This is a genomic window from Streptomyces sp. NPDC088354 (assembly GCF_044753585.1).
In the GTDB taxonomy this organism is placed as follows: domain Bacteria; phylum Actinomycetota; class Actinomycetes; order Streptomycetales; family Streptomycetaceae; genus Actinacidiphila.
The window spans coordinates 1-24497 of record NZ_JBIVNJ010000025.1; the positions used below are offsets into that span (position 1 = coordinate 1).

At 68.7% G+C, this 24497-nt stretch carries 16 protein-coding genes; 3 read left to right on the top strand and 13 right to left on the bottom strand.

What is annotated here, in order from left to right:
- Positions 1 to 349: 349 nt before the first annotated feature.
- The 13 genes from ACIP98_RS28815 to ACIP98_RS28875 all read right to left on the bottom strand — a co-directional run bounded on the left by ACIP98_RS28815 (position 350) and on the right by ACIP98_RS28875 (position 12457).
- Positions 350 to 829, bottom strand: a complete 480-nt coding sequence (locus tag ACIP98_RS28815; protein WP_401978686.1) for a hypothetical protein — start codon at positions 827 to 829, stop codon at positions 350 to 352.
- Between the two features lie 91 nt (positions 830 to 920).
- Positions 921 to 4433, bottom strand: a complete 3513-nt coding sequence (locus ACIP98_RS28820; RefSeq protein ID WP_401978687.1) for a hypothetical protein — start codon at positions 4431 to 4433, stop codon at positions 921 to 923.
- A gap of 24 nt (positions 4434 to 4457) precedes the next feature.
- Entirely contained in the window at positions 4458 to 4913 is a 456-nt protein-coding gene (locus ACIP98_RS28825) for a hypothetical protein (protein ID WP_401978688.1), read from the bottom strand.
- A complete protein-coding gene (locus ACIP98_RS28830; RefSeq protein WP_401978690.1) occupies positions 4913 to 5371 on the bottom strand; it encodes a TadE/TadG family type IV pilus assembly protein in 459 nt (152 codons plus the stop codon). Before ACIP98_RS28830 ends, ACIP98_RS28825 begins: the two co-directional genes overlap by 1 nt.
- A complete protein-coding gene (locus ACIP98_RS28835) occupies positions 5368 to 5814 on the bottom strand; it encodes a TadE family protein (RefSeq protein WP_401978691.1) in 447 nt (148 codons plus the stop codon). Before ACIP98_RS28835 ends, ACIP98_RS28830 begins: the two co-directional genes overlap by 4 nt.
- A 4-nt stretch (positions 5815 to 5818) precedes the next feature.
- Positions 5819 to 6025: a hypothetical protein gene (locus tag ACIP98_RS28840; RefSeq protein WP_401978692.1), complete on the bottom strand. Its 207-nt coding sequence runs from the start codon at positions 6023 to 6025 to the stop codon at positions 5819 to 5821.
- Positions 6026 to 6047: 22 nt separating this feature from the next.
- A complete protein-coding gene (locus tag ACIP98_RS28845) occupies positions 6048 to 6929 on the bottom strand; it encodes a hypothetical protein (protein WP_401978693.1) in 882 nt (293 codons plus the stop codon).
- The gene (locus ACIP98_RS28850) at positions 6926 to 7885 is read right to left on the bottom strand and encodes a type II secretion system F family protein (protein ID WP_401978694.1); all 960 of its coding nucleotides are present in this window, start codon (positions 7883 to 7885) and stop codon (positions 6926 to 6928) included. Before ACIP98_RS28850 ends, ACIP98_RS28845 begins: the two co-directional genes overlap by 4 nt.
- A complete protein-coding gene (locus tag ACIP98_RS28855) occupies positions 7882 to 9372 on the bottom strand; it encodes a CpaF family protein (RefSeq protein WP_401978696.1) in 1491 nt (496 codons plus the stop codon). Before ACIP98_RS28855 ends, ACIP98_RS28850 begins: the two co-directional genes overlap by 4 nt.
- Entirely contained in the window at positions 9362 to 10198 is an 837-nt protein-coding gene (locus ACIP98_RS28860; protein ID WP_401978697.1) for a hypothetical protein, read from the bottom strand. The genes ACIP98_RS28855 and ACIP98_RS28860 overlap by 11 nt, the downstream gene beginning before the upstream one ends.
- Positions 10198 to 10920 carry an SAF domain-containing protein gene (locus tag ACIP98_RS28865; protein ID WP_401978699.1) on the bottom strand — a complete coding sequence of 241 codons (723 nt, stop codon included), beginning with the start codon at positions 10918 to 10920 and terminating at the stop codon, positions 10198 to 10200. The genes ACIP98_RS28860 and ACIP98_RS28865 overlap by 1 nt, the downstream gene beginning before the upstream one ends.
- Before the next feature lie 35 nt (positions 10921 to 10955).
- Complete coding sequence (locus ACIP98_RS28870) at positions 10956 to 11831, bottom strand: ATP/GTP-binding protein (protein ID WP_401978700.1); 876 nt, start codon at positions 11829 to 11831, stop codon at positions 10956 to 10958.
- 14 nt (positions 11832 to 11845) lie between these two features.
- Positions 11846 to 12457: a hypothetical protein gene (locus tag ACIP98_RS28875; RefSeq protein ID WP_401978702.1), complete on the bottom strand. Its 612-nt coding sequence runs from the start codon at positions 12455 to 12457 to the stop codon at positions 11846 to 11848.
- 977 nt (positions 12458 to 13434) lie between these two features.
- On the opposite strand from ACIP98_RS28875, the gene ACIP98_RS28880 reads away from it, so the two are divergent.
- The 3 genes from ACIP98_RS28880 to ACIP98_RS28890 all read left to right on the top strand — a co-directional run bounded on the left by ACIP98_RS28880 (position 13435) and on the right by ACIP98_RS28890 (position 24065).
- Positions 13435 to 17184 carry a LamG domain-containing protein gene (locus ACIP98_RS28880; protein ID WP_401978704.1) on the top strand — a complete coding sequence of 1250 codons (3750 nt, stop codon included), beginning with the start codon at positions 13435 to 13437 and terminating at the stop codon, positions 17182 to 17184.
- 147 nt (positions 17185 to 17331) lie between these two features.
- Positions 17332 to 23808 carry an RHS repeat-associated core domain-containing protein gene (locus ACIP98_RS28885; RefSeq protein WP_401978706.1) on the top strand — a complete coding sequence of 2159 codons (6477 nt, stop codon included), beginning with the start codon at positions 17332 to 17334 and terminating at the stop codon, positions 23806 to 23808.
- A complete protein-coding gene (locus tag ACIP98_RS28890) occupies positions 23805 to 24065 on the top strand; it encodes a hypothetical protein (RefSeq protein ID WP_401978707.1) in 261 nt (86 codons plus the stop codon). The genes ACIP98_RS28885 and ACIP98_RS28890 overlap by 4 nt, the downstream gene beginning before the upstream one ends.
- The last annotated feature ends 432 nt before the right edge of the window (positions 24066 to 24497 follow it).

The following is a 24497-nucleotide window of genomic DNA, read 5'->3' on the forward strand; positions in this document are numbered from 1 at the left end:
CACCACCAACTGGCCCCGCGCTGCCTGCCCGGGCCGGAGCCCCACCCCATCCCACCACCCGCCCAAAACCCCCCCCCCCCGCCGGCGGGCCCCCCATACCAACCCCGGGGCGGGGGGGCGGCGGCCCGCTGCCGGCAGCGGGGACGCGTCGGCTGACGCCTCCGTGAGAACAAGCGGAAGGGGCTCCTGCCACCGTCGACCGGCGGCAGGAGCCCCTTCTGCTGTGCTGACTACCAGCCCAGGTCGAAGCCCCAGGTGCTGTCACCCGCGGCCCACGTGCTGTCGCTCATGATCTTTCCCCCCTTCTCTCGGTAGACGCCGGACACGCTAGTCGATCATGGGCGCCTCGTTACCCGTGATCTTTAGAGAAGGCCGCGGCGCGAACCGCCCCCGCGGCCGCGCGTGCAGCAGCCAGGACCTCGGCGCGTGCCGTGGCCTCACAGGCGGGAGGCCGGGTCCTCCAAACGCGCACCATGTCGGAAACAGCGCCGCACACGGCCCGGACCTGCTCCGCCAGGTCGTCGTCCAGCTCGACCGAACTGCCGTCGCCCAGGTTGGGTCCGGTCACCACCGCGGTCCCGTACAGCCCGTACGGCAACTGTGCGCCGCGCCAGATGCCAGCGAGCGCCCACGCTGCGACGTTGAGCTCCCGGCCCAGGCTGAGGGCGCCTTCTCCGTGGACGTGGATGAGGGCGCGGCGGTGGTAGACCGCGCCGTCGACGGCGCCACCCAACAGGCCCCGCAGTACCAGGCGTTGTCTCGTGTAGTCCGCGGGCAGGTCGAATGCCTCGAATGAACCTTCTGGGTCGAGCCTCACTGCGGCAGCCACGTGGTGTCCTCTGTTCCTGTGCGTAGTCTGGTGGGCAGTGGTTGCCGGACCGTGCATCCCCCGTCGCGGTCCGGCAACCGCGTTGCCCGTCTCAGAGCCCGTGGTTGGCGGCCGCGAGGTCTTCCGATTCGAGGACTTCGGTGATGGCGTACTCGGTGCGCGGGTCCATGGAGATGTCGTAGGCCCTGGTGACCTGTTGAACCTGAGCGATGGCTCTGCGGACTCCGGAGATGCTGCCGGCGGTGTGCTCGATTGCCATCCAGTCGCGGTAGAGGACTTCGGCGGTCTCATCGATGTCGAGCCCTCGCAGTACCGCGGCTCGGGCGGCGTCCAGGTCCGGGGTGTCACCGGTGGTGTGCCAGGTCGCGAGGGTGTGCGCGACGTCGACGATGCGGGAGAGGATCTCCTGCTGCACCGAGGCGGCCCACGGCTGCTCTTGGCCGTCGAAGGGACGGCCGCGGACCATGGCGAGCGCTTCCTCGAGCCCGGCCAGTCCGGCGACGGGTCCGGCGGCCAGCGCGCGGGTGGCGGCCTGCTGGAAGTCGGCCCAGTCCGAGCGCACCGCGGGGTGGAAGGCGTAGCCGGCCTTGGGCCGCGGCAGGTACGGCTCGCCCTGGGCGTTGGTGCCGAAGCGGGCCCGCAGGTCCGACAGGCGTGATTGCAGGGTGCGAGTCGACCAGGGCGAGGCGGGGTCCATCGCCGTGCACAGCGTGTCCGCGTTCCGGCCGGGCTTGAGGTAGATCAGCGCGGCCAGGGCCGCGACCTTCGCGCCGTGCCCGGCACCGGTGATACCGGAGACCTCCAGCGGGCCGAGCACATTGATCCGCGGCGCGCCGGGGTCCGCTTCTTCGGGAGGCGAGGGCTCCACCGCTACCTCGGATGCGGTGCCGCCTTGATCGGTCGGTCCTGAGGGCTCCGTCGGTTCTGTCGAATCCCTCACCAGCCGGATCGCGGGACCGGCGGTGGAGAGCAGAGCCGGGAACGGACTGCCCGCGTCGGCCTGCGACAGATCCCCGTCCGTGCCGTGGTGGAGCAGCAGGGGGTGCGGGGCCGCTCGCGGGGCGGTGGCTGCACGGTCATGGTCCTCGGCCAGCTGCCAGGTGCCGCGGGCTTGGTCGGAAGGCTGGTCGGCGACGTCGAGTGCGTGCACGAACTCGCGGTACTGCTCGTCGGTCAGGCGCTGCACCTCGATCGGGTCCGCCGTCAGCTGCGCCAGGGATGCCTGGGCGTCCTCGCCGGCGTGGAGGGTGTCGGCGTCGGGGAAGGCCTGCCGGGTCGCGGCCGTGTCGGGCAGCACCACGGTGACGGGGAGATGCCGGGCGGCGGCGACCGCGTCGGCGAGCTGCCACGCTTCTTCCGGATCGACGTCGGCGGCGCATATCAGGATCCACGGCAGCGGCTCGACGGCCTGATCGGCCGTGTTCTGATGGACCTCGACCAGCAGAGCGCCGAGGTCGGCCACGACGGCGGGCAGGTGGGGCATCGCCCGCAGCCGTCCCTTAGGCAGCAGCCCGGCCAGCCGGGTACCCAGACCGACGGTCAGAACTTCGGTGTAGTCGCTCCACGCGCTGGTGCCCGCCTCCAACGCCAACGCCCGGGCCACGGCCAGCACATCGTCCGGCGTCCCGTCCAGCAGCAGCCCCCGGGTACGGAAGAGGTCGACCAGGACCAGGTCGCCGTTGCCGGCGGCGCCGATGGTGACCAGCCCCGGATACGGAGCGGGCACGTCGCGGGCCTGCTCGGCGGGCAGCAGCGGGCTGAGCGCGTCCAGCACCCAGACGCCTCCCGAGTCCCCGGCCGTGAAGGGAGCGATGGGCTCGGCCTCCGGATCGTCCAGGACCAGGGAAATCGCACCGCCCGCGGTGAGCCGTGCCCCGCGCACCGCCGGCACATCGCGCCCGCTCTCGCTCGCGTGATGGGCCAGAGTCCGCAGCACCGTGTCCAGCAGAGCGACGCCGGCCGGCTCACCAGCGGTGTGCAGGACCTGCTCGGTGCGGGTGGGATCGGCATCGATGGCGATCGTCTCGCCCGCCCGCCGCCGACGCTGCTGTAAGATCCTTCGCACGCCCAACGCACCAGCCAGCGACGCCGCAAGCAGCGCACCGATCCCCGCGACGAGTACCACCTGACGCTCACCCCCGTTGTCCTGCACCGCCCCCGCGCTCCTGGCCGGTACAGGAACGGCGGCCGCAGGAGATGGGGACGACTGCTGTGGGGACGCACTGACGGTTGCCGACGGCACGTCACTGCGCGGGGACTCATGGCCCGGGTCGCGTGAAGAGCTGCCGACCTCCGGAACCGCCTGCGGTGCGCGGACCTGCGGGCTGCGAGCCACATCGTCCCGCGATGGTGCGGCATGCGGCGCGCTGGGGTTGTGGGCGGGGAGCGAACGTGGAGCCGTGGGCGTGGCCGGTGACGGCGTCCGCGTCGGTGATCTGGTCAGCGACGGCGAAGGATCCGGAGCCTGGGCGGCTCGTCCGGTGCCGCCCTGTGAGGCTGACGGTCGTGCGGAAGGCGGGTGCTGCCCCGGTCCAGCGTGCCCATGTTCGCCGTTGCTGGGGGTCCGCGGTGTCGCGGTTTCCTCGTGCGGTGCGGCGGGACCTGTCCCGGTGTGCTGGACGCCGCGCGGTGCCGGGAGGTCGAGGTGCTGGCCGGGAAAGATGAGATCGGAGTCGGTGAAGTGACCGCCGCCCGGCTGTGCTTCCCCTTGGTTGAGGCGGAAGATGACCGGGTAGCGGTCGGCGTCGCCGAGCTTGTCCTCGGCGATCTGGGACAGGCTGTCGCCGGCCCGCACCGTGTACTCCTGGTGCGTACTTTCCTCGAGGGCGCTCCCGCGGCCGCCGTAGGCGTGCAGCCTCGCACCGTCGGTGGCGGCATCGTCCGGGAGCAGCAGCACCCACCCCGGCCGGATGGGGTCCTCGGCACGGAAGGTGGTGCCGTCGGTCATGGTCGCTCCGGTGTTTAGGCGTGCGATCTCCTCCCAACGGTTGCCGTCACCGAGCCGGGTCTCGGCGATCGACCACAAACTCTCGGCCGGCCGCACGGCCCGCACCACGTGCGTGCGCGCACCGTCTTTCCCTTTTACGTCACCTCGCAGCACGGAGTGAGGCTCGGCCCCAGCGCTGGCCGGCGCGTGGGCGGTGGCGGCCGCCGTGACGGTGACAGCGTGGGCAGGGGCGGGGGAGGCCAGCGCGGTACCGGTGGGCAGGGCGACCAGGATGGCGCCGACCAGCGTGGCGGCCGTGCGCTGTCCGACGAGCAGCCGCACCCGTGGTGCGGTGCGGCCGCGGAGCTGGGCGGGAATCTCGACCGCGACGGCGGCGGCGAATCCGGCCCACCCTGCCCACCCAGCGACAGCCAGGGCGAGGAGGAAGACCTGCCCGGAGTCCTGTGTGGACAGCAGGTTGCCGAGTACCTGCACTCCGGCCGGGGCGACGATCGCGGTGCCCCACCACAGCAGGACGGGCAGCCCGCCCAGCAGCGCGGCCAGTACCGCGAGACTAGCGGCCGCGCGCAGGAAAGCCGCAACCGTGCCGCGGTGGCGGGCGGCCTTCAGGGAGGACGAAGTCCAGGGTGATGGTGGGGAGTCAGATCGCTGCGACATGAGGTGTGGGCCCTTCTGATAGGGCTATTCGGGCTGGTCGACGCCGTGGAGCAGCGCCGCGGTGCCGTGACCGGTGACGTCCATGGAGTTGATGCCGATCACGGGCAGGAATCTGGTCGTGTAGGTCGAGGTGACCGTGACGGTGAGCTGTGTGTCGTCGTCAGAGACGGTCACGGTGCCGTGGACACCGGCGTGTTGCAGATACGCCGCCGCGGCGGCCCGGGCGGCGACGGGGTCGACGCGAATCGCCGTGCCGGTGATCGCGGCGGCGGCGTCGAGGGCCTGCCCGCCGGCGCGGGCGGCCTCCAGCGCGAGGGCATCGGCCCGCTCCGTCGCGGACAGTTTGCCGCCCCCGTCCAGGACCAGTCCTGCGATGGCCAGCAACGCGACGGTGCACACCGCGAGGAACACCGCGATCCCGCCGCGCTCACCGTGGCCCCGTCCCGGTCCCGCCTCTAGGGCGCACGTGGTGGTGTCCATCAGTCCTGCCTCGCGCGGTGCGCGTCAATGACGCTGGTGAACGTGCTGGTCAGGGTCTTGGCTCCGGGAGCTCCGGGCAGCAGCAGATCGGACAGGCCGACGGTGCAGGAGACAGTGACGGTGACGTACCCGGCTTGCCCCAGTGGCGCGGCCAGGCCCGAGGCGTCGACGCTGACGCCGGTGCTGGCGCAGTGGATGCCCTGATCCTGCAAGGACCGGGCGGCGGCTCCGCTGGCCGCGGACCGTGCAGCCGACTCGGTGCGTTCGATGGACGCGGCACGGGCGGCGTCCTCGGCGGCCGCTTCGATCTTCCCGCCGGAGATGGCGATGCGTCCGGCGGCGATGGCCAGGCACACGAACGCGATCAGCAGCGGGGTGACGATCGCGGCCTGGATCGCCTCGCTTCCCCGATCACCGCGAAGCCGGGGCCGCTCGCGCGGCGGCGAGGCCGAACTCACGGTGCTGTCCAGCGTTCACGGGCACCGGTGGCGGACTGGCTCACGTGCAGGCCGGACACGCCGGGCAGGAGCGACGGGGCGGTGCCCGTGACTGTGATGCGCATCGTCTCCGCGTTGCTGCCGGCCGTGCTGACCGCCGGACTGTGGAGGCTGTCCCCGGCGATCCGTCCCAGGACCTCACGCGCCCGGGCGGCGCCCTGACCGCTGTCAGCCTGGTAGGTACGGCCGGCGGTGACGCCTTCACGGGCGGCGGCCAGGGCGACGTTGCGGGCGTGGAACCACATCCCGACCTGGACCACGGTCAAGGTGAGCAGGATGACGAACGGGAACACGATCGCCATCTGGATCGATGCATCGCCCCGGTCACCACCGTGCGCCGTCCCGGCCGTCAGTCGGCACGGGACGCGTAGGGCGCTTCTGCTCGTACGCGCAGTTCTGACCATGGGCTCAGATCCCCGTGAGCTGGCCGTTGTACTTGGTGACGATGACGCTGATGGTGGCGGCAATGGCGATCGCGCCGCCCACGGCGGCGACCCAGATGATGACGGTGGTGATGGAGATGTCGCCGCGGTCGCTGCCACGGGCACGGCCTTCTTCGAGACGGCCGCGCACCCACAGGACAGCAGCGGTCGCAGCGCGGATGAGGGGATTCATCGGGAACTCCTTGGGCTCGTCGTCAGGTCGTGAGGATGCGGATGATCGCGGGGAAGGCGATGAGGAGCATGACCAGCACGGCGAGCAGAGCGCCGGGGGCGGTCATCTTCTCGCTGTCGGCGTTGGCCTCCGTGGCCTGCGTCGCGAGCAGTTCCGTGCGAAGGTTCCGGGCCCGGGCCCGCAGCGTGGCGTAGACGGCGGCTCCGTCGTCGGTGGACTGACGCATGATCGCGGCGAGGTCCTCCAGCACCGGCAGGTCCAGCTCGCCGGTCAACCGGGCCAGGCTCTCCCAGTGCGGGACCTTGTCCACCCGCGACTGCATCAGGGCCTGCTGGATCCGTACGAACGCCCAGCCGCCGGCGACCTGCGCCGCCTGCTCCAGCGACTGTTCCGCGGAGACGTTCCCGGCCCGCCGCAGCGCAACGAGGTCCAGGTAGGCGGCCATGGCGTGCGCGAACTCCTCCCGCGCCCGTTTCGCCTGGTCGCGCAGGGCGAGGTCCGGGGCGAACCAGAGCACCGCGGCGAACAGCACGCCGACCACGGCCGGCAGGTAAACCGGCAGGCCGAGTAGTAGCAGGGGTATCCCGGCGAGCGGCGGCACCAGCAAGCCGGCCGCGGCCAGGGCGGTCTTGGTCAGCAGGAACTTCCCCGGCGACGTGCCGACCAGGGCGAGGTTCTTCCGGGGGATCCGCACACCCGGCAGGGTGTCGAGGTGGTCGACCAGCCATGCTCCCCACCGCTCATCGCGGTCAAGGCTGACCGGCACCGGGGCGGGGAGAGTGGGGTGATTGAGGCGCTGCAGCGCCGGGCTCAACGCGGGCGCGGGTCGCAGGAGTTGTCTGACCAGCAGCGCCATTCCGGCGCCGACCGTCGCGCCGGCCAGCAGCGCACCAACCGGGATCACCGCGCCTCCCCGGTACCGGCCGCGGCCTGAACCCGAGACGTGGCTCCGGAGACGGACACGTTCCGAGGCGTCATGACTGGCGTGGCGGTGACGCGGCTGCGCGGGTCGGCGATGAGGAACCGCGGCACCGGGTGGTGGTGGGCGAGCTGCCGCATCCACACCAGGACCGCCACGAATCCGGCGGCGAGTAGCGCCAGGACCAGTTGGCCGAGCAGCGTGCTGTAGGGGGCGGTGTAGCCGGGGATGAGGAATCCGAAGGCGACGACGCCGAGCGTGATCAGGGTCATCCACCGCACGGTGGTGCGGGGCTTGGCCCGGTCCGCCTCGATCTGCCGCCGCTTGCCGACTTCCTCGTGCACCGACGCCGCCAGGTCGTCCAGCGCCTGCGCCAGGCCGGGGCCGCGATCGGCGGCGGACAAGATGAGTGCGGCGACGACCTTGTCCGCGGTCACGTCGTCCAGCGCGTCACCGAACGTCCGCAGCGCGGCGACCGGCCGCCATCCGACGGTGAGGCGGTCGACCAGGTCGGCGACCTCGCCCGCGATCGGTTCCGGCACGCTCTTGCGGGACAGCGCGAGGGCTTCGTCCAGGCCGCGGCCGAGGCGCAGCACGTTCGACAGGCGCTGCGTCCAGTCCCCGAGTGCTTCCAGCCGGGCGATGCGCTGGGCTGCGCCCTTGGTGGGGGACAGCAGCCACGGCACCCCCGGAAACGCCAGCAGTACCAGCACTCCGGTGACGAACACGCCCGTGACCGCCCACACCACGGCGCCCGCGACGGCACCGGCAGCGAGCCGGGTCCTGGGTCCTGTGCCGCCGGAGCGCAGTACGTGGAGCCGTGCCATCAGCGAGGGTCGCTTCGGGGTGTCCGTGCCGGTTACGCCGATGACGATGCCGACCAGCCCGGCGACCAAGGCGGCGCCGGTGACGACCCACGGCAGCAGTCCTGTGCCGTTCACGAGGCCTCCCGGATGAGCAGCGGCAGCGGCGCAGGCCAGGTGCCGTGCGGGGTGTTGAGGAGGTCGGGGTCGAAGCCGGCCCGCCGTAGGTCGGGGATGCAGCGGGGGTGCATCAGCGGCATCGCCCTGGGTTCGTCCCACTCCGGGCGCGGTCCGAACACGAGGTTCGTGTCGGGGCGGCCGCCCTCACCGATTCCGGTGACTTCCAGCACGTGGGAGACGAACCGGTGCCGGTGCCCACCGATGCGGGTCTCATCAATGGACGCCACGAACACAATGAAGTCCAGACCGTTCGCGGCCTGCCGATAAGCGAGCTGCTCGCTCATGTTGGCCTGCGCCAGCAGGTACAGCTCGGCGATCCGGTCGAACACCACCGACGGGTGGATCGCGTGCAGCGTGGAGAGGTTGCCGCCCTGCCCGTTCGTCATGGCCTGCAGCATCGCCACGATCTCCGGGCCACGGACCTCACCGACCACGATCCGAGCCAGAGACATCCGCAGCGCCCGGTACATCAGGTCCATCAGGGTGATCTCGCCGGCGCCGTGCCCGTCGACGCGTTCGCCGTTGGACTCCCGGGCCTCCATCGGCACGACCTGCTGGTGATAGCCGTTCTCGTGCGCGAACAGCTCGTACTCGGTCTCCAGCGTCGCGAACCGCTCGGCCGGATCGATCTCTTTCAGCAGGGCCCGCAGCAGGGTGGTCTTCCCGGCGGCCTGACCGCCTACGACCATGACGTTCTTCTCCGCCCGCACGCACGCCGACAGGAACGCCTGCAACGTGGTGTCGAGCACTCCCTTGGCGACCAGATCCGCCAGGTCGGCGTGGCGCATGGAGTGCCGGCGGATCGTCACATAGATGCCGGGCGTGACGTCGGTGACCGCCTGCAGCCGCGACCCGTCGGCGAGCCGCAGCGCAAGGAACGGGTCGGCTGTTGACAGGCTTCGCTCCGCCTGACCTGTGGTGCGGCGTGCAAGGTCGCGCAACAGCTCGCGGAGCTCGTCGTCAGAGTCCGCGACCGGAGCGACCCGGGCGCGGCGGCCGTCGGTGAAGTCCAGCACCACGTTGCGGTAGCCGTTGATGAAGACGTTCTCCACCGCCGGGTTGTCCAGGTGCTGCTGGAGCCGGCCGGCGCGAAACTGAAGATCGAACACCGCCTGCGCTATCGCCGCGTCCTCGACCGGGCTGGTGGCCTGGCCGCGGCGGATGGCTTCGGCGTCCGACCAGATCGCGACCTGCTCATTGATCAGCGCCCGGCCCTGCTGCTCCTGCGCGGCCGCACTCATCCCCGGCCGGGCACGAAGGAGTTCACCGAGGCGGTCACCGACCTCCTTCTTGATCAGCCGCACCGCGGCATAGTCGACGAAGGCCTGCGGCACGATCGGGTCACCGACCGGCGCCGGAGTGCTCGGGGCCGCCCGCAGCGGCCGTCCCTGTCCGGGAGACGGCCGGGCCGGGACCGGCTGGGTGTGCAGAGGCTCAGCGCGCACCGGTCACCTCACCGCTCCTTCTTTCCTCGAGGGAACCCGGCGCCAGGGCCGGGACTGCGAGGCGGGCTCGGCGGGTGGCAACCAGCTGCCGGATGCGCGTGGTCGCCGACCGGGCGGAGCGCATGAGCTCGGACAGCTCGAACTTCCGCGGCTGGTCGGCGCCGTCGGACAGCACCGCGGACTCCCGCGGCCGCCACGGCAGAACCGCCACGACCTCAGCGCCCAATTGGCGTTGGACGTCCGCGGCCGGGAACGGCCCGGCGTCGACCAGCAGCAGCCCGATTTCCGTGGTGGTGCCGAGCTGCTCCCGCAGAGCGGCGAGCCGGACTTCGGTATTTTGCAGCCCCCGCAAAGTGTTCTGCGCGACCAACAGCACCAGGTCAGCGCGCTGCGCGAGGACCTGCGAGGGGCCGAACGCCCCGCGCCGGCCAAGGTCGACCAGCACGTCGTGGGCGTGAGCTTCAATTTCGGCGAACATCGCCGACAGGGGCTTCCACACCGGGCTCATCGAGGGCGCGTGCGCCGGGTCGTACAGGCCCGGCAGGACCAGGCGGTCGCGGGTGCGGGCGTCGGTGACGTCGACCAGCTGCCGCCAGAACGCCTCCGCGAGCTGCCCCTGCCGCGCCGCCAACGCCAAATTGCGCAAGCTGTGGCTGCCACCCAAGGTCCCTTGCAGGGCGCCAGGCAGGATCGCGCCACCATCCGGGTCGCACTCAGCCAACACCACCCGATGCCCCGCTTCCAGCGGCCACGTCAGCAGCAGCGCCATCGCCGTCGTGGTGACACCCGGTGCGCCGAGGCCTCCTGCCAGCGCGATGACGGTCATCAGGATCCGTCCTCGGCCGCGACGACCACAGCAACGTTGCCGGTGGCGACCTGCGCGGCCAGATCGGGGCCGTCCGCGGCGGGGACGGCGACGTCTACCACCACCGCACCGGTCGCGGCGGCCGGCCGTCCGACCGCCACGACCTTCGCCGGCAGCGTCACCGGCTCCATCCCGCTTCCCGTCGTGCCACCAGTGGTGCCGCCGTTGCCAGGCCGGGCCGCCGCCGCGGAGTCCGGGTCCGGGGTGGACACGATCAGCACCTTCTCCCCGGGCACCAGCGGCGTCGCCGGGAGCTGGGACGGGTTCACGCTCACGCCCACGAGTTGCTCTCCGGGGCTGACGAGGGACTGGTCGGTGACCTGAGACGGCGCAAGCAGTGATCCGGCCTTCAGGTCGGTTGCCGCACGTTTGCCGACCAGGTCGCCGGCGTGGGAGGCGTTCACCGACTTCACCGCGGGGTCCAGCGCCAGCGAGGCCGTGGTCAGGTCCTGACTTGTGATGCGCGTCCCCACCGGCAGGTCTCGTGCGACGACGACGACCGCCGTGCGGTGGCCGGAGCTGGAGTAGAGCACCGCGCCGGCCAGGCCACCGGCCGCGATCAGCGCGATCGAAAGCGCGATCAGCCCGGGGCGGCGGTGCCGCTGGCGGATCATCCGCGGCGCCGTGACCGGCCCCGACGGGCCGGGCGATGCGGCGGGCGGAGGAGCAGTGGTGGGACTCACGAGGGGTGCCTCCTGCGGTGCGGGGAGGCCAGCGGTCACTGGCCGAGAACCTGGACTTCGCCGATACGCAGCTGGACCTGGGAAGAACGGGTGGTGCTGAGGTCGCCTCGCTGTCCGCCGCCGGCCCAGTGCACGTCCCACGTGGCTGTCGCGGTCACCCAGAACACCTCGCCCTCGCCACCGGCTGAGGTCGTGGTGTAGCGGTAGCCGCAGGTGGGGGACTCCTTCGCCCCGTACGACGCCTTGTAGGGGGTGCCGGCGCCGCAGGTGACGGTGTGGCCGTCGCCCATGTCCCACTGGATCTTCCACACATTCGCGGTAGCGACCACGGTCACCCCGCCCGCGCTGGCCGACGCGAGCGCCGGCCCCCACGTGCGCGGCGAGGTCCGGTTCCACAGCCAGACCGGCATGCCCACCACGCCCGTGGTGCCAGGGCTGGGGGCCACTCCGATGTCGGGGCCGTCGATCGGGAGGCGCTTGACGGCCTCGGCGGCAAGCTCCGCCGGATCCACGCCGCCGCCCGCTCCCGGCGGCGGCGTCGCCCGCCACTGCACCGGCCGGCCCTCATCCGGGCAGTACGCGTCATACACCGCACCGTCACCGGGCTTGTGACCCTCCCACGCGGGGTCACCGGCCGGCGGCTGCGGGACCATGGCCTTGTAGTAGCAGTTCGGGCTCCACCACCCCAGATCCGGCAGGTAGCAGGGCACCTTCACGTTCTGCAGCGTGTCCACGCACTCCCGCGCCCCAGGCTTCGTGCCGTCGCCGCCGGGGTGGCCACCGCCCGGCTGCCCGGGCACGGTCACCACGACCTGGCAGTCCCCGCCCCCGTCGGGCGGGCAGACCACCTTGCCGTCGGCCGCTGCCGGGGACACCGCCGTCAGCACGAGTCCGCCTGTGGCCGCGGCCACGGCCAGCAGCCGCCTCAGCACTTCTCGTCCCGGTGCGCGGTGCTGTCGGTGAGGACCCAACGGGTCCCGATTGTGCGGAGCTTCGACGTCACTGGGTACTGCTCGTTCTGGCCGGGGACCGCGACGCTCTTGCCGGACGCCTTGTTCACTGGCGTCCAGTCGGTGTCGTCCCAGCACACCGTCAGGGTCGCCCGGTGCGGGCTTGCCCCGAGGTCTACCGACGTGGCGGTGACCGTGAACGCCGGCTTGCCCTTGGTGACGATGTTGTTGGCCCGGTTGATCAGCAGTGTCTGCTTCGCGTTGGCCAGCACCTGCCCGGACGCGTACCGCTCGATGTCCGTCCCGGTGAACGTGGCCTTCGCCAGCCCGGCCGTCCGTGCTTGGGTCAGACCGCGGAACGCGGCCACGACGGAGGCCTTCGCGTCGGCTGTCGTGTCCGGCGTTGCTGCTGGGGACGTGGGCGCAGCCGCCGTTGACGTCGCAGACGGCACCGGCCTCTCAGCCACTGCTTCGTTGCCGTGGCTGCAGGCCGACACGGTCAGCACCGCCGCGGCGGCCGCCGCGGTCAGTGCGATGCCGGCGCGGGTCTTGCTGACGTGACTGCGGTGGTGCATGGTCCTGGACACAGAAGTGCCTCCCCCAACATCGGCTGACGCGTCGCCCGCCACCACCCCAGCAAAACGAGCGGAGTGTCGCGGTGCAATTCACGGCGACCCTACGGCGGCAACTCACCGAATTCCCACAGCAACCCAGCGGGCGTTGACTGAACTAATCTGTTTTGCCCGTGTATGGGGGGCGGTGAGATTTCACTTCCCGCCACATTCGATTCCGCTCAGTGAAATTCATCCGGCGGCATTACGTCCCTCTGGTCCTGCAGGGGCACACCGCCTTGCGCGGAACGGGATCCGTCCGTGGCCGCAGCGCCTCGCCAGACCTATCGCCGCGTCGGCGGTGCGGCTGACGGCGGTGATTGTTCCGGATGTTGCTCCCACTTCAGTCAGCCTGTCTCCACCATGTGGGTCGGGCCCTCGCTGACCCCCTTCTGTGATGGCGAGCGCATCTCGCGATGGCGGGGTCGGAGGGGCCGCGGCGCAAAGTGCAGAATAGGTATTAGGCATATGTTGGCATGGGTACTCATGCGCGCGTACCGGGATTATCTCCCGCGCAACGCCCTCGAGACGGCGGGTGGCGGCGTCGCCCAGGTCATCAGCTACCGGCACCCGCACCGGCCGACCTCATCGTCACCCCCTCCAGCCCGGCCCGCGAGGGCACTGAGTCACGCTGCGCGCCGCGAAGCAGCGCCGACTGCCCCAGGGCAACCTGGATGCGTCGGGTGGCTGGTACGCCCCGTCGGAGAGTTGACCGACGCTACCAGCAGGCGTTCAGCAACCTATGTCGCTGGCCAGTTGCAGTCGAGATCCGCCTGGCCTTCACCGCGCGGTTGGCTCACATTCACGGTGTTGTCCGGTACAGGACATGCCGCATCTGGTCATCCTGTGACTGATCAATTACGGAGGGGTTGAGGTTGGATCACCTTGCTGTGTAGATCATGTGACTGTGGGGTGGGGTTGTGGGGCGGGGCTTGTTGCGCCTTGGTGCGCATATGGGGGACAGGGCGCGAGCACGCCGTCTCGTGCCAGTGATCGGGCTGGCGACGTCGGCTGTGCTCCTGACCGGGTTGCTTCCGACCGCTGTTGCGTATGCGGCTCCGGCCGCGGCGAAGCCGACGACGGTGCAAGACGAGTCTTCGACATCTGCGACTGCCGCGGAGACCGGGGAGCGGGTCGAGGTGATCGGTCTGCGCGATGAGTATGCGCAGACGTTCGCCAACCCTGACGGTACCTTCACGTTGGAGCAGGCGACGGTGCCGCAGCGGGTGAAGGCCGCGGACGGTACGTGGCTGGATCCTGATGCGACGCTGGAGCGGCGAGCGGATGGGCGCATCGCGCCGAAGGCTGCCGTGGTGGACGTCTCGTTCTCCGGGGGCGGTGCAGGGGAGGGGATGCTCCGCATTGCTGAGGGCGGCAAGTCACTTTCCCTGGGGTGGCCGGGCGTGCTGCCTCAGCCGGTCCTCAGCGGTGCCACCGCTACCTACCCGGAGGTTCTCCCGGGCGTCGATCTGCAGATGACGGCGACGGTAGAGGGTTACCGCGAGGTCTTGGTCGTGAAGTCCGCGCAGGCGGCGGCGAACCCCGACCTTGAGCACATCCAGTTGCAGGCCCAGGGAAGCGGCCTGGAGTTGGCGCCTGGAGCGGGCGGCGGGGTCCGGGCGGTCGACGACGATGGCAACGCGGTGTTCAAGGGGGCCGCGGCGGTGATGTGGGATTCCGCCGGCTCGGATCCGACCGCGTCTTCGTCGGGCAGAACGGAAAGCTTGGTCGGGCAGAGGCAGTTGCTGTCGGCCGACGACGGGCAAACCGATGATGGGCTGGAGACGCAGCCTGGCGACGGTGATACGACCGCGGTCCTGCCGGTGCAGTTGACGGATGGTGCGGTGAGTGTCCGGCCAGATCTGGGATTGCTCCGTGGTGAGGCGACGGTGTACCCGGTGCGTATCGACCCCGCCGTCGGGTTGGGCGCCTCGGAGCGTACGGTGCTCTCTTCCGACGGCGACACATTCTGGCAGTTCAACGGCGACTACGGAGTCGGCAACTGCAGCGCGGTGGGTCCGTACTACTGCGGCTCCAACTACACCAACCGCATGTACTACGAGTTCTCGCCGGCACGGTTGTCCGGCAAGTACGTGCTGGATGCGACATTCCGGGTCACTGAGAAGTGGTCGTTCGACTGCAATCCGCACTGGGTGGATCTCGAGCGTACGAACAACATCTCCGAGGGAACCAAGTGGCCTGGGCCGGCCCCGTTGGATCTGATGGGGGACCGGAATGTGTCCGCCGGCCGGGGTGATCTGTGCTCGCCGTCCCAGCCCGATGCGAAGATCGAGTTCAACGACAATCCGGATGAGCCCGACGAGAATTTGGCGTCCACGGTGAGGTCTCTTGCCGACGGCAAGATCTCCCGTCTGACGCTGATGCTCCGCGCGAAGGACGAGGAGGATCCCTCGGCGTGGAAGCGGTTCGACGACAACGGGGAATTGTCCGTCACCTACATTGCCCAGCCGGGCACGCCGACCGATGTGGGCCTGATTCCGGGGGACGGGACCACCGCCTACTGCAGGACGTCTGCGGCGGATCCGCTGATGGTCACGCGGACCGACCCGCTGGTGCAGGCGCGGGTGCAGACGAAGGTGCAGCCCGCCTCCGGTGAGGACAAGGGGAATCTGCAGGCCGAGTTCGTGGTGGAACGCCAGGCGGACAACACGTGGGCGAGTTCGTGGAGTGGCTACCGGCCCTCTTCTGGGTGGGTGGACGACGGAATTCTGCAGTCGATGCGGACGACCGACAGAGCAGACAACACGCTGTACCGGTACAGGGCGCGCACCCAGTCACATACGACCTTCAGTGGTAAGGCGGTGGACCAGTTCTCGTCGTACTCGTCGTGGTGCTATTTCAAGGTTGACGTCACGGCTCCAAATCCTCCGAGGATCGTTGCCAAGGGGCCGTACACCCAGTGCACGGCGAACCTGTGCCAGGGTGCCGGCGGCCCCGGGGTAGCGGGAAAGTTCGACTTCCTGCCGAATACGGCGGACCAGGACATCACCGGCTACCGCTACCGACTGCTGACCACAACGGCCGCGGACAAGCAAGAGGTGACTGCGGATGCGAACCATAACGCCCTCGGCGTGTCCGTGCCGCCCGTGCTGGCGGGCACCGAGGTGCTGTCGGTCGAAGCCAAGGATGTCCGCCAGAGGTGGGGCGCGCCGTCGGAGTTCATGTTCAAGGTGGCGCCGGCGGCAGGCGCGGTCGGACGTTGGCACTTCGATGACTATCCGGCCGGCTCAACGGAGAAGACCGCAAAGGACTCCGCAGTCGACGGCACTGTGCGGCACGACGCGACGATGTACACCGCCGGCACTGGCTTTTCCTCGCTGGCGCGGCGCGGGGATGCGGATCAATCCCTGTGGATGGACAGCACCGATCCCGCTCATCAGCAGGGATACGCCACCACTGACGCGGCCGCGGTGAACACCGGTGACTCGTTCACCATTTCGACGTGGGTGTATCTCACGGATGCCTCGACCAACCGGGTTGTGCTGGCGGAGCCGGGCACCCATACCTATGCGTTCGCTCTGTACTACTCCGCGTCCTACAAGGCCTGGGTCTTCAACCGCACGGACCAGGACAAGACCGATCCGGTCTTCCTCCGGTCGATCGCCGAGACGCAGAACCCGCCGCTGAATGTGTGGACACACCTGGCGGCCGTGTTCAAGACCGAGGGCGATGACGGCATTCCGGACACCGACCCGTCCAACGACACCATCCAGCTGTTCGTCAACGGGCGCCCCCAGGGCCAGCCGGTCAACCTGAAGGGACTGTCGTCGACCTATCAGCCCTGGACGGCGAGCGGCGGCCTGCAATGGGGACGCACGGTCACCGAAGGTGTCGGAAGCACGTTCTTCCGGGGCCGCATCGACGAGTCGGCCGTCTGGCAGCGGGCGCTGACCGAAAACGAGATCCGTGAAGAGGCCGCAGTCAGGGAAAACGGCGTCCCGCAGACCGAGATGGTGGCCGCCTGGGACGCCACCACCTCCAGCGGTTCGACGGTGAAGGAGTCGAGTCCCTACCCCTGGCCGGCTCTGGCGCTGGCCTCGACAGGCGCGGTCATCGACACCGACAACAATGAACTCACGTTGAACGGAACCTCCGGCTACGCGCAGGCGGCCGGACCGGTCCTCGACGAGACGGGCTCGTTCACCGTCACTGCCCGGGCGCAGCTGAACAGCGTTCAGTGGGCGAGCAAGCCCACGGGCTACACCGCGATCGTCGCCGCGCAGCGTGCTGCCGGTACTGCGGGCGAGTCGTCGTGGGCGCTGTGGGCGGAGAAACGAGCGGATGGCGTGTACTGGTGCTTCGGCCGCGCTGCGGTCGACGCGGCGGGGAAGCTGACGAAGTCCGGGCATGTCGAGGACTGGAACATCGCCGAACTCGACACCTGGGTGCAGGTCACCGGGATCTTCGACGCCAACGAGGTCGATGCGACCCAGGCCGACACGCAATACGGAGTGGCCCATCTGTATGTCGGTGAGAGCGAGCAGCCGTTGGGGACGGACGCGGGATTCGACGCCGTCCAGCAGGGCTCGGGCGACATCACAGCCGGCGCCGGCAGTAAGGGCGGCGCCAGCGGCAACTATCTGCCGGGCGCCTTGGAGGAGATCAGGGTGTTCGTCGGGGCTATGGACTACGACCAGGTCATGACGAAGATTATCGCTCCGTACGAAAACCAGCCCAGTTGAGTCACGCCGGGTGGGCGGCCTTGCACGCCGCCCACCCGGCCGACCGTTAGCGGTGATCACTCTCAGGCACAGCCACCTCGCAGCGATTAGGGGTGGGACGGACATGCACGGCCTACGCGAGGTCGATGAATCGGTGGGGATGGACGAATGAGACTGGATCGACGGAGAACGCTCGTGAAGCGACGCATCACCGGCGCTCGGATGTGGCTGGCTGGCGCGGTGGGCTTTGCCCTGCTAACCGGGCTGCTTGCACCGGCCGCGTTCGCGGCGGAAGCCGACCCTCTGGGCCCGCTGCCGCTCCAGGCACCGCACGTGGACAAGGTGTCACCATTCGCAGCCAAGGTGAATACCAAGGCTGCGGCCGCGATGGCGAGCGGGCGTAAAGCCGTCGAGGCCGATACCCGTCGGGCACGTCACGACCAGTCCCGCTCGGTGTCATGGCCCACAGTTGGCACCGTTCGATTGAACGCGAGCAGCGGCACCACCTCCGCGTCCCCAGGCTCTCTCCCCGTTACCCTCTCCCCGGTCACGACACACGCCGAGGGGAGAGCAGCCTCCCGCGCGGAATCCGTGACCGTGAAGGTCCTCGATCAGCAGGCTGCCCGCTCGATCGGCCTGAAGGGAGTGATCTTCACAGCGACCGCCCCCGCCGCGGGCGGTCGCGCCCGCCTGGGCGTGCGGTACTCGGCGTTCGCATCCGCCTACGGCGGCGACTGGGCAGGTCGCCTGCAACTCGCTCAGCTTCCGGCCTGTGCACTCACCACCCCGGACAAGCAAGCCTGCCGAACCCTGACGCCGCTGCCGTCGACCAACAGGCGCCAAGAACAACAAGTCCAGGCCGACCTGTCCTTCGCCGCGTCCGCCGGCCGGACCATGGTTCTGGCACTCGCCGCGACAGGCAAGAGCGGCGCCGGCGACTACAAGGCCACCCCCCTGGCAGCCTCCTCCACCTGGAACGCCGGAGGAAGCTCCGGCTCGTTCACGTGGTCCTACCCGCTGCGAATGCCGCCGGCCGCGGCCGGCCCGGCCCCGGACCTGTCGCTCTCCTACGACTCCGGAAGCATCGACGGCCGCACCGGCAACACCAACAACCAGAGCTCATGGATCGGCGAGGGCTTCGACATCACCTCGTCCTACATCGAGCGCAAGTACGGAACCTGCGACGACGACGGCCAGGACGGCAAGTACGACCTGTGCTGGAAGTACGACAACGCCTCCCTGGTCCTGAACGGCCAGGCCACCGAACTCGTCAAGGACGACACCACCGGCGAGTGGCGACTCAAGAACGACGACGCCTCCCAGGTCACCCATTCCACCGGTGCCGACAACAGCGACGACGACGGCGAATACTGGACGATCACCACCGGCAACGGCACCAAGTACGTCTTCGGCAAGAACAAGCTCCCCGGAGCAGGCGACGGCGACAACACCAACTCGGTATGGACCGTGCCGGTCTTCGGCGACGACTCCGACGAACCAGGCTATTCCAGCGGCAGCACCTTCTCAGGCCGGAGCAAGAAGCAGGCCTGGCGCTGGAACCTGGACTACGTCGTGGACACCCACGACAACGCCATGACCTACTGGTACGCCGCGGAGACGAACTACTACCTCAAGAACGGCGACACCTCCACCGCCTACACACGCGGCGGCTACCTGAAAGAGATCCACTACGGCCAGCGCGCCGGCACGCTGTTCTCCGGCTCCCCCACGGCATCGGACAAAGTCGTCTTCGACGTCGCCGAACGCTGCCTCGCCTCCGGCACCGGATGCGACAGCCTCGACGATGCCCACCGCAACAACTGGCCGGACGTGCCCTTCGACACCATCTGCAAGGACACCGACGACTGCACCGGAAACCTGGGCCCGAGCTTCTTCACGCGCAAGCGCCTGACCGGCATCACCACCTACTTCTGGGACACCACGCTCACCCCCGACGACTTCACGCCGGTGGACACCTGGGCCCTGAAGCAGCTCTACCTCGACCCCGGGGACATCGGCGACAGCAGTGACCAGAGCCTGTGGCTGGACCAGATCCAGCACACCGGCGAGCACGGAACAGCCGTCTCACTGGACCCGGTCACGTTCACCCACAGCTGGCTGGCCAACCGGGTCGATGGCGCCACCGACGACATCCTGCCGCTGACCAAGCCCCGCGTGCACACCATCACCTCCGAGACCGGCGCGTACACGACGGTCAGCTACATGGAACCCGACTGCCTCGCCGGGCAGTCCAAGCCGGCCCTCGACGCCAACACCCGGCGCTGCTACCCGGTGTACTGGTCACCCAACGGCGGCCCCAACCCCCAACTGGACTGGTTCCAGAAGTACCCCGTCTCGGCCGTCACCACCACCGACCCCACCGGCGGCTCCGAACCGGTCACCAACACCTACACCTACTCCGGCGGCGGCGCGTGGCACTACAACGACGACCCCATGACGCCCGAGAAGGAACGCACCTGGTCGATCTGGCGCGGCTACCAGAAGGTCACACACCTCACCGGTGACCCCGCCGACACCCAGTCCAAAACGGTCTCCGTCTACCTGCGCGGCATGAACGGCGACCGCACCCTCGGCCCTGACGGAAAGACACCCGACCCCGACAAGAACAAATCCGTCACGGTCCCCGGCATCACAGCCGCCGAGATCACCGACACCGACCAGTACGCGGGATTCCTCCGCGAATCCGTCACCTACAACGGCACCGACGAACTCTCCGGCACCATCAACGACCCCTGGTCCAAGCGCACCGCCACCCAGCACAAGTCCTACGCCGACACCGAGGCGTACTACGTGCGGACCAGCGCCAGCCACGCCCGCACCCGCATCTCCAGCGGCGTCACCCCCTACAACCGGATCCGCAGCACCATCACCACCTTCGACGACTACGGCATGCCCGTCACCGTCGAGGACGAAGGAGACGACGCCCGCACCGGTGACGAAAAATGCACCCGCACCTGGTACGCGCGCAACGACGACGCCGGCCTCACCTCCCTGGTCTCCCGCACCCGCGTCGTGGGTCGCGACTGCGGCGTCGTCGACGCCGACCTGAACCTGCCAAGCGACTCCAGCACCGCCGGCGACATCATCTCCGACACCGCCACCACCTATGACTCAACCACCACCTGGTCACCGGACCAGACGCCCACCCAGGGCGAGCCCCAGTGGACCGGCCGGGCCAAGGGCTACACCAGCACCGACAGCCCGACCTGGCAGAAGACGTCGACCATCAGCTACGACGACCTCGGCCGCCCCCAGATCGTCAAAGACACCAACGACCTCACAACCACCAGTACCAACTACTCCCCGGTGGCCGTCGGCCCGCTGACCTCCATAACGGTCGCCGACGCCAACACCTACGCCACCGCCACCACGCTGGACCCGGCGTGGGGATCCCCGCTGACGGTCACCGACCCCAACACCAAGCTCACCGAATCCACCTACGACAGCCTCGGCCGCGTCACCGCGACCTGGCTCCCCAACAGCTCCCGCCCAGGCAACAAGCCCGCCAACTACCTCTACGCCTACAACGTCTCCTCCTCAAAGCCGTCGTGGGTGTCGACAGCCAGCCTCAAGGGCGACGCGACCGGCTACAACACCACCTACGAGTTCTACGACGCGACACTCCGCCCCCGCCAAGTACAGACCCCGACCCCGATCGGCGGCCGACTCGTCGCACAGACCCTGTACGACGCCCGCGGCCTGGCGGTGACGACAGAGTCCGACATCTACGACGACACCTCCGCGCCCTCCGGCACGATGGTCGAGGTCGACAGCGGCCAGGCACCGATCTCGACCGAGACCACCTACGACGCCGCATCCCGCCCGACCAAGGTCGTCACCAAGACCGGCAGCACCGTCCGCTGGACCACCACCAGCACCTACACCGGTGACACCGTGACCACCACCGCCCCCACCAGCGGACAGGCAAACCCCACCGTCCCCAGCGGCGGGCAAGCCACCGCCACCGTCACCAACGCCCTCGGCCAAACAACCCAAAGCCGCGAGTACGACGCCCCCACCCCCGCCGGCGCGCACTACACCACCACAGACTTCACCTACACCCCCGCCGGCCAGCAAAAGAGCATCACCGGCCCCGACTCCACCTGGACCTACACCTACGACCTGTTCGGCCGACAGAAAGACGCCGTCGACCCGGACAAGCTCACCACCCACACCGAGTACAACGAGCTCGACCAGGTCATCTCCACCAAGGACGCCGAAAGCCGCACCCTGCTGTACGAGTACGACAAGGTCGGCCGCAAGACCAAGCAGTGGAACGGAACCCAGGACGACGCGCACCTTGCCGCGGCCTGGAACTACGACAGCCTCGCCAAGGGCCAACTCGACAGCTCCACCCGGTACATCGGCGGTCTGACCGGCAAGGCGTACACCCAGAAGATCACCGCCTACGACGCCATGTACCACGTCACCGGCAACCAGGTGAGCCTTCCCACTGACGACCCCCTGGTGACAGCCGGCGTGCCCGCCACGCTGGCCTTCACCAACACCTACAAGCTGGACGGGACCCTCAGCCAGCACCGCGAACCCGCGGTCGCCGGCCTGGCCAGCGAAGGCCTGAGCTACACGTACAACGCCATCGGCCAGCAACTCACCCTCAAGGGCACCACCGGCTACCTGCAAGACACCCGGTATTCGCCCCAAGGCGACCTGGCCCGGCTCGCCTTGGGGACCAGCACGACCGCCGGCAAGTGGGCCTACCTCAACAACCTCTACGAGCCGGGCACTCGCCGCCTGCTCCACAGCGTGGTCACCGACGACATCCACGGCTACACGGACCAGGACCTCCAGTACACCCAGGACGATGCCGGCAACGTCACCTCCATCTTCGACGCCACAACCCTCGGCGGCACCGGCAAATCCGACTACCAGTGCTTCACCTACGACGGCTACCGCCGCCTGACCGAAGCCTGGACTCCCACCACCGCCAACTGCGCAACCAGTGGCCGCACCACAACCAACCTCGGCGGCGCCGCCCCCTACTGGAACAGCTACACCTACAAGGACAGCGGCCTCCGCGACACCAGCACCGTCCACACCACCAGCGCAAACACCACCACCAACTACTCCTACGGCACACCCAACGGCCAGCCCCACGCGCTGGCCAAGACCACCGTCGGCACCACCACAACCGGAAGCTACAGCTACGACAAGACCGGCAACACCACCACCCGCCCCGGCACCCAAGCCGCCCAAACCCTCACCTGGAACGCCGACGGCACCCTCGCCACCAGCAGCGAACCCGCGGCCGGCTCCAAGCCCGCCACCAGCACCAGCTACCTCTACGACGCCGACGGCACCCTCCTCATCCGCCGCCCCAGCAGTGGCGACGGCGAAACCGTCCTCTACCTCGGCGCCACCGAAGTCCACCTCAAGGTATCCGGCACCACCAAAACACTGACCGGCAACCGCTACTACACCGCCGCCGGCCAGACCATCGCCGTCCGCACAGTCACCAGCAGCACCAACACGCTCACTTTCCTGGCCGGCGACAACCACGGCACCACGAGCATCGCGCTCGACGCCACCACCCTCGCCATCACCAAGCGCTACACCAACCCCTTCGGCGCCCCCCGCGGCACCAAACCCACCTGGCCCGACGACAAGGCCTTCCTCGGCGCCCCCGCCGACACCACCACAGGCCTCACCCACATCGGCGCCCGCGAATACGACCCCACCACCGGCCGCTTCATCAGCGTCGACCCCATCCTCAACACAGGCGCCGCTCAATCCCTTAACGGCTACACATACGCCAACAACAGCCCCGCCACTTTCTCCGACCCCACTGGCCTCGACTACGGATGCGGGGCCAGCGCCGGAGCCTGCCTGCCCCCAGACCCCGACGCGAACGCCAACCACTGCCCCCCCTTCTGCAGCGCCGACGGCCAGCCCCACGGCCCCAGCACCGGCGGCCCCCACAACGGCGGCAACGTCAATCCCAACGGCACTCCGGGTGGTGGGACCGTCGCCACTGACAGCAGCGGAAACACCGGCGGTGGCGGCTTGATCGATTCCGTCGTCGACGTCGTCGATGAGAGCTTTTACAGCCTGGTGAGCACTGTTCCCTACACATTGGACCTGGTTCGCTGGGTGTGGGATTGGGACTGCTTTGAGGATGGGGGTGCCGGTGTCCCTGGATGCGAATCCTATGGAGTTCAATACGATCAGTTCATAGCAAGCCAGGGCATCGACGTTAATAGCGACACCTGGGAAAATGTCGGCCTGGCTGCAGCGATAATTGGCCACAAGCCGGGTTCGCTTAGGGGTGGAAATGGAACAATCGATCCTAAGCTGGTGAGATTCTCGCAGGATACGGTTAGTCCGCGCTTCAGTAGTGGCGAGACTATCGAGCAAACTGCGGCCGGATTGCGTTCGGGCTACGTAAAGCCGGAGGATTTGCCGATTGTGCGCCTCCAGTACAAGAACGGCAACCTCCATACGCTTGACAATCGGCGTCTGGTAGCCTTCCAAAAGGCTGGGATTCAGATGCCCTTCAGGATGGCTACCCCTGAGGAAGTTGCAGCCGAATCCTGGAAGTTCACGACGAACAACGAAGGGAGGTCGATTGTGATCAATCACTTCGAACCAATGGAGTGGGCCCCATGAACTGGCCTGATGCACAGCTGAACGAGATCAAATCGAAGGATGATCTTGCCGCATACCTGCAGGATCTAGCAAAGGCCATCGGCGACGGGCGCATTGCATTGGAGAATCCTTCGACTGTGGATTTCGTAGATGCTTCCGCCCGCTGGACAAAGGCGATGGACGGGTTCTTTAAGAATGTCATCGGAGAGCCAGTTCCCGATTCGCCGAACTGGGCAATAATCGCAGCAATATTTAGGGCCGCCGTGACTTACGAGTAATGGTAAACATTATCGGGGTCTTAGGGAATTCTTTCCTCGAAACGGCCTGTGGAATCGCCTTCACTACCCCAGAGGCCTCGCCGGAATGTGCTTCGGCGGGGCCTCTGGGGTGTCTGACGGAAGTAGGGGACGGCAAACGCCAGCGGACGGGTGCTGCACGAAGTAGTGGTTCGTCACCGTTGTTGGGCCGGACGACGGGCTGGGTGGGGTCGTGGAGGGCGTTGACGAGGAGGTCTACGGCGTCTCGTTGGGAGGCGGAGCCGTGAAGATTGTTCCCGTTTGCATGGTGATCGTTTCTCGAGGCAGTTGTCAGGATGCAGTGCGAGCTACTGAACTTGATTGGGTGATGTCGGGGCACCTGCCTGACAGTTGAGTGTCTGGTCCGGTAGTTGCGGCGGGGTGAGATACGCACAGGGCGGCGGGCTGAGCGAC